This window comes from Dyella silvatica, assembly GCF_026283955.1.
GTDB lineage: Bacteria > Pseudomonadota > Gammaproteobacteria > Xanthomonadales > Rhodanobacteraceae > Dyella_C > Dyella_C silvatica.
Genome location: NZ_JAPDPE010000155.1, coordinates 1 through 10973 on the forward strand (window position 1 = coordinate 1; position 10973 = coordinate 10973).

Annotated in this window: 6 protein-coding genes and 2 pseudogenes; 7 read left to right on the forward strand and 1 reads right to left on the reverse strand. The window is 60.3% G+C overall.

Going from position 1 to position 10973, the window contains the following annotated elements:
* Positions 1-630: 630 nt before the first annotated feature.
* From OUZ52_RS20960 to OUZ52_RS20970, 3 genes are all read left to right on the forward strand, one after another.
* Positions 631-1725 (forward strand): phosphatidylinositol-specific phospholipase C1-like protein, encoded by a 1095-nt coding sequence (locus OUZ52_RS20960; protein ID WP_266160514.1) that lies wholly within the window; start codon positions 631-633, stop codon positions 1723-1725.
* A 182-nt stretch (positions 1726-1907) separates the two neighbouring features.
* Positions 1908-4631 (forward strand): TonB-dependent receptor, encoded by a 2724-nt coding sequence (locus OUZ52_RS20965; protein WP_266160515.1) that lies wholly within the window; start codon positions 1908-1910, stop codon positions 4629-4631.
* Positions 4632-4742: 111 nt separating this feature from the next.
* Positions 4743-6008, forward strand: coding sequence for a histidine-type phosphatase (locus OUZ52_RS20970; protein ID WP_266160516.1), 1266 nt, complete (start codon positions 4743-4745; stop codon positions 6006-6008).
* A gap of 59 nt (positions 6009-6067) precedes the next feature.
* On the opposite strand, the gene OUZ52_RS20975 is transcribed toward OUZ52_RS20970, so the two are convergent.
* Positions 6068-6985 carry a LysR family transcriptional regulator gene (locus OUZ52_RS20975; RefSeq protein WP_266160517.1) on the reverse strand — a complete coding sequence of 306 codons (918 nt, stop codon included), beginning with the start codon at positions 6983-6985 and terminating at the stop codon, positions 6068-6070.
* Positions 6986-7295: 310 nt separating this feature from the next.
* Here OUZ52_RS20975 and OUZ52_RS20980 point away from each other — a divergent pair, with 310 nt between their 5' ends.
* The 4 genes and pseudogenes from OUZ52_RS20980 to OUZ52_RS20995 form a co-directional block, all read left to right on the forward strand.
* The gene (locus OUZ52_RS20980) at positions 7296-8720 is read left to right on the forward strand and encodes a hypothetical protein (protein WP_266160518.1); all 1425 of its coding nucleotides are present in this window, start codon (positions 7296-7298) and stop codon (positions 8718-8720) included.
* A gap of 3 nt (positions 8721-8723) precedes the next feature.
* Positions 8724-10103: a hypothetical protein gene (locus OUZ52_RS20985; protein WP_266160519.1), complete on the forward strand. Its 1380-nt coding sequence runs from the start codon at positions 8724-8726 to the stop codon at positions 10101-10103.
* Between the two features lie 68 nt (positions 10104-10171).
* Positions 10172-10351, forward strand: a pseudogene (locus OUZ52_RS20990) (integrase core domain-containing protein); the annotation flags it as partial.
* A 301-nt stretch (positions 10352-10652) separates the two neighbouring features.
* Positions 10653-10973, forward strand: a pseudogene (locus OUZ52_RS20995) (anibiotic ABC transporter); the annotation flags it as partial.

Genomic DNA, 10973 nt, shown 5'->3' on the forward strand with positions numbered 1-10973 from the left:
AGGCCGCACAAATGCGTTTTTCGCTGAACATAACCGGCAAATGCCAATGCCAGCCGAAGGCCAGGCCAGACCAGACCAGCCATGACCATCCCCGGCGCATCGGTATCGCCCATCTCCTGCCGCGCATCGCGGCGATGGAACCATTCGCCGAAGTCATCTCGACACGTCGATGACCACCGGCGATAGACGAGCCTCGCAACCCATCGATGGCCCTGTGGAGCAGACGCGATGTCGCATCCACCGATGCATGCACCGAGCCTGTCATCGCCGCGCGGGTTCATCGAGGGCGGAATCGTCGCGCCTGCCATTGACGAAGACCTCTTCGCGTAGCCGGCATATAGACGTCTATTCCTCGACCAAGCATGACAAAGATGAAATTTAGACGTCTAAATGTGACGGCAACCTTCATGGCAGCGTCACTCCCCTGCAAGAAACCTTCACATAAAATGCACATCAATTAGATCGATTGAAGTCCTCCCCTGACAGCTGATGTCATGACCCAGTCGGCCCCCACATCATCCTTTTCTCTGCGCGAGTTACGCCATGCCTGACACGAGTCTCCTGCATAAGGGGCAAGGGAGCGCTTTGCCCTCGCTTCAGCAAGCATCAGCGCGATGCTACCCATGGCGCGTGCTGTCGGCGTTGCTGTTGGCTTGCCTTGCGCAGGCGGGCCATGCAGCCCCCGCCGCATTAAAGCTCAACCAGCTGCAATACATCGGCAGCCACAATAGTTATCACGCCGGGCTGGCTGCCGGCGAGGCGGCGATATGGAAACGCGAGGCGCCGGACATCCTGGCCATCCTCGAATACTCGCACCCCGCACTAAGCCAACAGCTCGATGACGGTGTCCGGCAAATCGAGCTGGATATCTACGGCGATGCCAAGGGCGGACGTTACGCACACCCTGCCGCCATTGACCAGGTCGCCAAGGCCGGACTACCGGCCGATGCGCCCTTTGCCGACCCCGCGATCATGCAAAAGCCTGGCTTCAAGGTCATGCATATCCAGGACATGGATCAACGCAGCAACTGCGAGCCGCTGATCGCCTGTCTGAGCGAAGTGCGCGCATGGTCCAAGGCGCATCCGCGCCATCTGCCGCTATTCATTCTGTTGGAGACGGAGGAGACCGCGCAGCATTTCACCTTCCCCAGCGTGCTGCCGGAACCATTCGACAGCAAGGCCCTGGACGCACTGGATGCGGAGATCCGCTCGGTATTTGCTCGCGACGAGTACATCAGCCCGGACGATGTACGCGGCCACTTTGCCACCTTGAACGCGGCCATCCGCAAGCAGGGCTGGCCCAGCGTCGAAAGCGCCCGCGGGAAAATCATCTTTCTGCTCGATCAACACTCGGTAGGCGCGGCGTATCTCAAGGGTCACCCGTCACTACGCGACCGAGTGCTGTTTACCAATGCACTGCCCGGCACTGATGACGCTGCCTTTATGGAACTCAACGACGGCAGCGCGGCAGCGATCACCCAGCGAGTGAAGGAGGGTTATCTGGTACGTACCCGCACCGACGCCAACCTGAAGGAATCCGCACGCCGTGACACCTCGCGACGCGATGCCATGCTGGCAAGCGGCGCGCAGATTCTCAGCACCGATTATCCCGATAACGAAGCGGCGGCTTCCGGTTACGTCGTGAGCTTTCCCAACCATGCGCACGCGCGCTGCAATCCACAGTTTGCCGCCGGCATCTGCAACGGCGCCGATCTTTCGCCCTAAGCACGACGCCGTAGCAAGCGCCTACAGACTCCACCCCAACCTCAGCCGGTAACGAGCGCCCCGCTTTCGCGCGGAAGCAGCTGTGCGCTCGCTCACCACCCCGTGTAACCGTCCCCAGGCTGCGACCCGCAGCCTGATCAGACGGTGTCACCCCATCCAGCACCTAGCTCGGCTTCTTGATCATGCTCAAATCTTACAAATTCAGCCTACTCACGGCCTCGATACTTATCGGCCTGGCGCTCAGCACGGTCAGCCACGCCGATGACGATATCGACAAGAAAACCAAAACCCTGTCCACGGTAAGCGTCAGCGCCGATACGATTCCCGACATCGGCAGCGTCGACGAGCAACGGCTTTCCGTCAGCGTCAACTCAGTGATGAGCAAGCAGGAAATGAATGCGGTGCCTTCGGCCAATATTGCCGATGTGGTTGCGCATATGCCGGGGCTGTCTGCTTATAGCGATATGCACCTGGGCCAGGCCGCCACCGGTGAAAATGAATACGTCACCATTCGCGGTCTCGATTCCAGCTACAACGCCTATACGCTCAACGGTTTTGCGCTGCCCGAGACCGACTCGTCCACTCGCGCCATCTCGCTGAATATGCTGGCGCCGTTTGGCATTCAATCGGTCAAGGTGTCCAAGGCGCCGACCCCCGACATGCCGGGCGATTCGATCGGCGGCACCATCGACATGCGCACGCCGACCGCCTTCGACTTCGAGAAAGACAGCTACGCCAAGACCACCGTGCAAGGCCAGATGAACAGCCTCGCCCATGATCTTGGCGTGTCCAACAAGGGCGGCACCATCCAGCAGGAGTTCGCCAGACGCTTCGGTGAAAACAAGGCCTACGGTATCTATGCCGCGGTCTACTACGGCAAGAACAACACTGCGGCGGAAGCGGTGGCACCGAACTCATCGTATAAGCCGGTCGATCCCAGCCAGACGAACCATGCCGACCTGAGCCAGGCCGGTTTGCTGCAAAGTTCGCAGTACAAGTACAGCATCTACACCAATCAGATCAAACGCTACGGCGCCAATGTATCGCTGGACTGGCATGGCGAGACGACCTCGCTGTACGCCCGCGCCATCTATGGCGCGTATAGCATCAACGGACAGCAAGACCAGGCATCAGCACGCAATCAAAGCGCAACGACCATCTTGCGCGGCGGCTATTTCAACACGCGCGACATGGACGAGAAAACCGCGGCATTGCAGCTCGGCGGCAACAGCCGGCTGGACCAGCTGGAGCTCGATTATGGGTCGTCCTTTGGCTACGGCACGCGCAACCGACCCGACTATGTCGAGGCCAGTCTTTACGGCGCCCCCACGCCGGGCCAGTTCGCTTTCGACCTGAGCAACCCCACCTACCCAAGCATTGCAGGCAACCCGGCGGCGTTGAGAAACAACTTCTACAGTCTCAATACCGATTCGTTCTGGAAGGTTCAAGGCCATGATGCCGGCAGCAAAGACACCCGCATCAATGCCCATGTCGATGGCACCTATCGAGTCAACGCCGGCCCGCTGGAAAGCTTTAAGTTTGGTGTCTCCGCAGACACCTCCAAGCGCAACGCCTACGACCATCCGTTCTTCCATGACGACAACAACTTTATCTATGGCGGTCCGTATTTCGGCGGCCCCAACTATCCCTACAACGCACCGGGCGGCCCCTCGCTTGGCGCCCTGCCCGGCCAAGTGGTCAACGGCGCCTTCGATGGCCGCTTTGCCGGTCCCTTCAAGCTGATTAATCGCAGCTGGGTGCTGTCACAGGCGGTGCCGTACAAGTACGTCAACGATCCCCGTGGCGCGGGCAATTACACCGCCAACGACTACAACGCCAACACCACGTCCAGCCGTGAAAATATCTACGCGGCGTATGTCATGACCACCCTTCGCTACGGCGACTTCACCGTGCTACCCGGTGTGCGTTATGAGCTGACCCATTACTCGGCCAGCTCCTGGCAGTCGAACGGCGACGACGCCACCGGCCAATTCGTCAGCACCGGCCGCACTTACGGTGAGGTGCTGCCCGGCATCAGCGTGAATTATCGGCCCGATGATTTAAGCGTGTACCGCGCGTCGGTGCGGCGCAGTTTCAGCCGCCCGGCCTTTGGCCTGATCTCCGGTGAAACCACCTATTCGATTGACGACACCACCGGCCAGGTCGTCGGCATTTCCAAGCCCAACCCCAATCTCAAGCCCACCACCGCTGACAACCTCGATTTGTCGGCGGAGTTCTACGACGCCAATGGCGGCTTGCTCACCGCATCCACCTATTACAAGCGGATCAAGAACTTCGTCTACACCTCGCAATCCAGCACCAGCAATGACAGCACGCTGGGCGGCAACGTACCCACCGGCACCGTGATCACCGGCGGCATCCCCGTCAGCATGCCGGAGAATGGCGGCACGGCCACGCTTTACGGTGCCGAACTTGCCGTGCGCAAACAGTTTGTCAGCTTGCCCGGCGTGTGGAAGCATTTCGGCATCGGCAGCAACCTGACCTTGCAGCACAGTTCTGCCGACAGCCAACGCAGCGATCATCAAGGGCAAAAGACCTGGCTGCCGCGCGCACCCGAACGCATCTACAACATCGACTTGTTCTACGACGATGCCAAGCTGCGCGCCGACCTCACCTACAACTACACCGGCCTGCAGCTGATCGGCTTGACCGGCAATGGCCTGGATTACTACCTGCAGCCGGTCAAGACGCTTAATTTCAATGCCACCTATCATCTGCCCTATGGCGTCGATATCGGTGTCGCCGTAAAAAACCTGCTCAACAACGCCACCTTCTACGAAACCCAGGGCAAGTCCCGACGCTACCTGGCTTATGACCCAGGTGCCGATGGCGCTTATCTGGATACCGGTCGCGTCTACATGCTCAACCTGAGCTACACCTTCTAGGTTCTGGCCATCCAGAACGCGTGGTCGGCCATGTCATGATCGACATGGCCGATCGGCGCTCATGCCCTTGTGCCTCGCTATCTCAACGACGATTTCCCACCGGCTCTCTTCATGGCTTTGCCTGTCCATTCCTTATCCGGCCTCAGTCGTTTTGCGGCTGCGCTAACTGTATCGATGGGGCTCGCGCTAGCCAGCCCCATCGTTGTTGCCGGCAGCCATCTCCAGCTGGAGCGCGTCGTCCTGCTCTATCGGCATGGCGTGCGCTCACCGCTTCCCGGTGAAATCCAGCTGGATGAAATCAATCGCAAAGCCTGGCCAAGCTGGTCGCAGGCACCCAGTGAGCTGACCCAGCATGGCATCGCCGGGGTAGCCCTGATGGGTCGCTACGACAGGCAGCGTCTTGTCGCCCACCAGTTGTTTGCCGCACAGGGATGCCCCGACTCATCCAGCATATGGTTCTGGGCCAATACCGATCAACGCACGATCGCCAGCGCCCAGGCGCTTGCGCAAGGCTTCGCCCCCGGCTGCGCGATATCCATCGGACACCAGCCACCCGGCAGCGAAGATCCGTTGTTTCACCCGATCGAAGCCGGCGCCGTGTCATGGAGCGCAGCTGACGCCGTGGCTTCGATCCAGGCACACAGCGGAGGGCCAAATGCCTTGACGGCATCGCATGCCGACGACTTGGCGGCGATGGCCCAGGTGATGGGTTGCGGCGCTGACTCCACGGCCCCTTTTTGCGATGCGCAGAACTGGCGTGGCGCGCTCACCGTGTCGCCCGACCAGAAACACCTCGCCCTGAGCGGCCCTATCGCCAGCACATCGGGAACCGCCGAAGCGATCTTGATGGCTTATGTGGAGGGCAAGCCGCTCAGTGATGTGGGCTGGGGTCGTACCGATGCCGGCAAGCTTGAATCACTGTCGCGCCTGCATTCGCTGCTGTTCGATATCTACGCGCGACCCGACTACATGGCACAGCGGGTCGCCGCGGTGATGAGCAAGCATCTCATCGCGACCCTGCAAGACGATCACGCCCCGCGGCTAAGCGTGATGGTCGGCAGCGATAACAACATCGTCGCCCTGGCCAGCGTGCTCGACCTGCATTTCAAGATGCCAGGCTATGGCAAGGATGACCCGCCGGTTGGCGGCGCCCTGGGCATGGAGCTGTGGCGGGATGCGGCCAATCGTCGCTATGTGCGTGTTTTCTATCAAGCACAAAGCCTGGCACAGCTGCGCGCGCTCCAACCGATCAACGAGCGCCAGCCACCTGCGACGCTGACGTTGCATCCAGCCGGCTGTGTGCCCAACAAACAGGGGCTGTGTACGCTAGCAAGTGTCATCACCCAGCTGGAACGGGCAGCGTCGCTGGTTCGATAAATCGCGCGGCGCCAGCACACCGCATGACGCGCCTGTTCAAAAGTCTCGGATAACACTGCCTACTCAGGCAGCGGCAGTCCATCCACCAGACGCCTGGCCAAGCGTGGCTGGCGCAATTGCTCCAGCCACCAGGCAAGCGCGCGCCCTTCCTGATCGCCGCGCCAGGCGACGTAAAGCATATTGGGCTCGCGCGGGTCGGCGGTGCGTTTCTCAATCAGCGCGCCGCTTTTCAACAGACCCGCTACGCGATGACGCGGCAGCCAGCCCACCCCAAGGCCATCGCGCTGCGCAAAAATCTTTGCACGCATGCTGGGCACCGCAATGCGTGTTTGTCCGCTGGTCACGCCGTAGCCACGGCCATCGATGCGATGCGACGTATCGGCCACCACAACGGCCCGGTGCTGTGAAATAGCTTCATGGTCCAGCGCCGATTTTTCCTTGGCCAGCGGATGCCGCGGCGAGACCGCGAAAACCCATTCGACAACGCCCAACTCAAACCAGCGCAATGCCGGTATCACCGGCGGCTCATTGGTTGCCCCCACCAGCAAATCTGCCCGCCCTTCCTTTAATGCCTCCCAGGTGCCGGCCAGTACTTCATGCGTGATGCGCAGGCTGACCCCCGACTTCAATGCGTCAAAGGCGCGGATACTGGGAATCAGTGTTTCGAACTCCAAGAGTTCATCGGTGACCAGGCGCAAGTGATCCTCCCAGCCGCTGGCGATTTGTTTCACTCGCTGGTGCAGGCGCGAAACATCCTGGCTCAGGCGCCCGGCTTCCCTGGCCAGAAGCTCGCCCGCGGGCGTGAGCTGAAGGCGGTAGCGCCGCCGATCGAACAACAAAACGTCGAATCGCTCCTCAAGCTGCCGCGCCGCATGCGAGATCGTCGAGGGCGCCTTGCCCAGATGACTGGCCGCGCGCGAAAGACTGCCGCTATCGCGAATCGCTTCAAGCAAGGCCAACTCATCCTCGGACAACATATGCGGCCTCTAGCTGTGGGTGTACCGGGCCCATGGTATGCCAAGTCGACAAAAGCCGACCCCTGACTGCGCGCAACAGCTGATGTGCAGTCAAGCGCGCCAGCGACCGCCGCCCTCGCTAAATACCCATTGACGTCGTGTGCTTTGGGCAAATAACCCTGCGCCGGCCTTGAGTGCAACCGGCACCGCTACATCGCTCTTGTAGGTCGCTCGCAGATGCGGCCGCTGAGCTTGCGCATGGTTGTCTTCACATGGCCTGGATGATCCGCTGGCTAATCTGAGCGTTTGCCGATAACCAGGGTGAACGTGCATGAACGCTAGTGCTTTACTTGACCATTCACCGACCGAGGTGCTGGCGCAAAAGCTGCGACAGCATGGCAGTTGCAATCTATTGTCGGAGAGCGTGGCCGGGTTGGTCAGCGCCGAAGCACTGCGGCGGGACCAGATCGATCACCTCGCCTCGCTGAGCAGCTACGGCATTTGCCATGAGCAAAAGCCGATCCCTTTTCAGGGCCTGCCTTATGTGATGACTCGGCGGACGTTCGAGCAGGCGGCGGAGCGTTTCCAGCGGCTCTTCCAGATTCTCGAACGGGTCATCGATCTTTATCTGGAAGAACCCAAGGTACGGGATTTTTTTCGGCTGCAACCGCGGCACGATCGCCTGATCCGCATGGGTGCCGGTTACCGGCCGCGCATTCAGTATTGTCGCTACGACTTTACCCTGGACGAGCGCGGCACCCCGCGCATCTTTGAATTGAACTCCCACTCACCCGCCGCGGCCACCTACAGCGGGTATTTCGTGCGCATGCTGCAGAACAGCCGTTGCCTGGCCCAGTTGCGCGAGCACGGTTTAAAGCCGGTGCAAACACCGCTGGAAAAACCCGGCGCCTTTGCCAAGGCCATGCTGCGCTCGGCCGAACAATCGGGTTACCTGCGTGCCGGCCGTGGCGTCGCGGTGCTCAACAGCCGCTATCTCACCATGCATACCGAGCTCGATCATATCGCCGAGCAGTTCCGTGCCGAGGGCTGCGATGTGGTGCGCTGCTTCGTGGAAGACCTACGCTTTGATGGACGCCAGCTCTTGTACGGCGACACCCCCGTCCAGCTCACCTTCAACAAATTCGATGACACACACGGCTCGGATGCTTATGAGTGCGCCTTCAGCCGTACGACCGCCGAAGTGCATGCTTACCTGGATGCTTACGAGGCGAATGCGGTATTTGCAGTCAACTCCTTCCCCAGCATGTATCTGCCTGAGCAGAAGAGCACCCTGGCCTTCTTGTGGAGCCCCTTGCTGCGTCAGTATCTGAATGCCGATGAGATCGCCCTGATCGAAGAAATCGTTCCGCGTACCTTGCTGGTACGGCATTTATCCAACGAAGAACTGGCCATGGTTGCCACGCAACGCGAGCGCTATGTGCTCAAGCGTTCGCTGGATACACGCGGGCGTAGCGTACTGATTGGTCGCGGCAGCACCGATGCCGAGTGGCAGCAAAGCCTGGTAGCGGCCCGTGCCGAACCCGCCGGTGACGACTTCGTCTTGCAAGAGTTGGCCCCGGTGGAACAATGCATCACCCGGCAACTGCATGATGGCGCACCGACGCAAGTATTCACTTCGCTGGCGTGCTTTCTGTTCCAGGGCGACGCTACTGGCTTGATCGTGCGCACCTCGGCCGAAGAGACGACCAATGTCGGCCGCCAGGGCTTTATGCAACCACCGCTGGTGATCGAGTAAGCCATGGACTCCACACTTTCCATGGCATCCAAGAGCCATCTGGACCCGCTGCTTTATCCGTTGGAGACGGTGGCGATCGAGCCGGCCTCCTTGCTGCAGAACTTTCGCCAGCGTCTGCAGCGCACCACCTGGGGGCACGAAACGCCCGACACCTTGATGGCGCCGATGTACTCGGCGGCCTCCTCGGTAGCACGCTTTGAAGCGCGCCTGCTGGCACTGTTCCGCGCTCACCTGAAAATTCTGCATGCACTGCAGACCAAGACCATGCATGGCGAGGTATGGGACAAGTACGCCAGCCTGCTGGATATCGTGCGTGCCTATCGACGCTGGCCGGTACTCGATGAAGGCGTACCGCTACCCGCCAGCGAGCTGTTATCGAAAGACATCGCGCGACTGCTGTATGGGCGCCCAGATATCGTGCTTGGCGAGGCCGGCCCGATGGTGGTGGAAACCAATTTCGACACCGCCGTGGGCGGCTACGAAAAGCCCGACGACCTGTGGGTCATGGCCGCCGATTTGTTCTCGCTACCCGCCGACGTTCTCGCTACCGGTCGACCGCTGCAAGGTTTCGCCGAATACTTTGCCGAGCTGGCCGACGGCCAGCCGTGCGACCTGCACTGGATCATGAAGAACGACGAAGCCACCCGGCGCGAGCTGGCTCCGGTGCTGAATTATCTCAACCAGCAGACGGCCGGTGTGCAACACCTTATCCACTATGCCGGCGAACCCGTGCCGCCACCTCGCCGCGACCGCGCCGCATGGCTGCATCGCGCCTGCTCGATCTATTCGGTCAATCGCGACCGCGACAACTTTGCCGCGCTACTGTCAGCCTTGATGCCATCGATGCGTGACTGCACCGTGCCGGTATGGCTGTCAGTGCTCGATTCAAAACTGTTTCTGGCCTGGCTTAGCGATCCGGCCGCCAGGCCTGCGTCGCTGTCGGTCGAGGAGCGCGAAGCGGTGGAAAGCCTGCTGCCGTGGACGCGGGTGCTGTCCTTGCTGCAAGGCGACGAACTGGAGCAAGTGCAGCGCAATCATGCCGACTACATTCTCAAGAAATCGGATTCGCATCAGGCAAAAGAGGTCTACTTCGGCTGCAACCTCTCAAGCCAGGCGTGGACCGACCTATTGGAGCAGCGCCGTAGCCAACCCGCATGGATGGACGGCAACGCGCACATCTGGGTGATACAAAAACGTGTGCGCCCACGCGCCTACGACTTGATCGAATACACCGACGCCGGCCCAGTCCAGCGGCATACGGGGTTGTCGTGCTGCCCTTACCTCCTGGGCGGCAAGTTGCGCGGCCTGGAAACCTGGGTCACCCCGTTCACTCCGGATATGTCGATGATTCACCGCATGCATTTCATCCGCGCAGGACGATAGGCTGAACGAATGCCTGGGTAACCGGCGCACATCGATACGGAGCGCCGGTGGCATCAAGCCACTTTTCGACCGATAACCCCTTCATCGAATCTTTCAACGGCTCTCTACGCGATGAACGGCTGAATACTCCTTGGCCTCGATCGCTCGATGACGCTCGCGCAAAGATCGAATCACTGAGAGACGAGCACCATCACATCCGTCCGCACACGTCGCTCGCCAACAGCACACCCGTGCTGTTGGCTGAGGCGATCTGGACCATCTCACAACGGCCGATGGCGCTACCTATAGGCCACTACAAATACGGGGATAAGGTCAGCATCCGAGGCGCGCAGAAGGCAAATCATCGCACCAGGTCATACGAAATCAAGACGCCGATGATGACGCTATCTACGCCGTACTCCCGCGGCGCAGCTGCGATTTTGGTAAGGCGCCAGAAATTCTCACTTGACATGCGCAAGAAATTACGAAACTAATAGCCACCACACACATGCACAAAGTCAGGATGACAGCGTGGCATCGACTGGTTACTTGTTTCGACAGGAAGTTGCTGTGTCCCAGCGCGGTGAATGGCTGGGAAACATCATCGTCGCTCCGCCCCTCTCGCGCTGGTTGCTGACCATGCTGGCGCTAACGTTGGCGGCAACGATCCTGTTGTTGCTGATCTTCGGTCAATACACCCGGCGCGAAAGCGTTACTGGTCAGTTGGTGCCTACTGCCGGCCTGCTGAATATCTCCGCTTTCAGCACCGGCACCGTGGTGCGGTTGTTGGTTCACGAGGGTCAGGCCATCCGCAGTGGCGACTCACTGCTCGAACTTTCCACTGAACAGAACAGTGCCATCCTCGGCGAAACCCACGCATTAGTCGGTCAA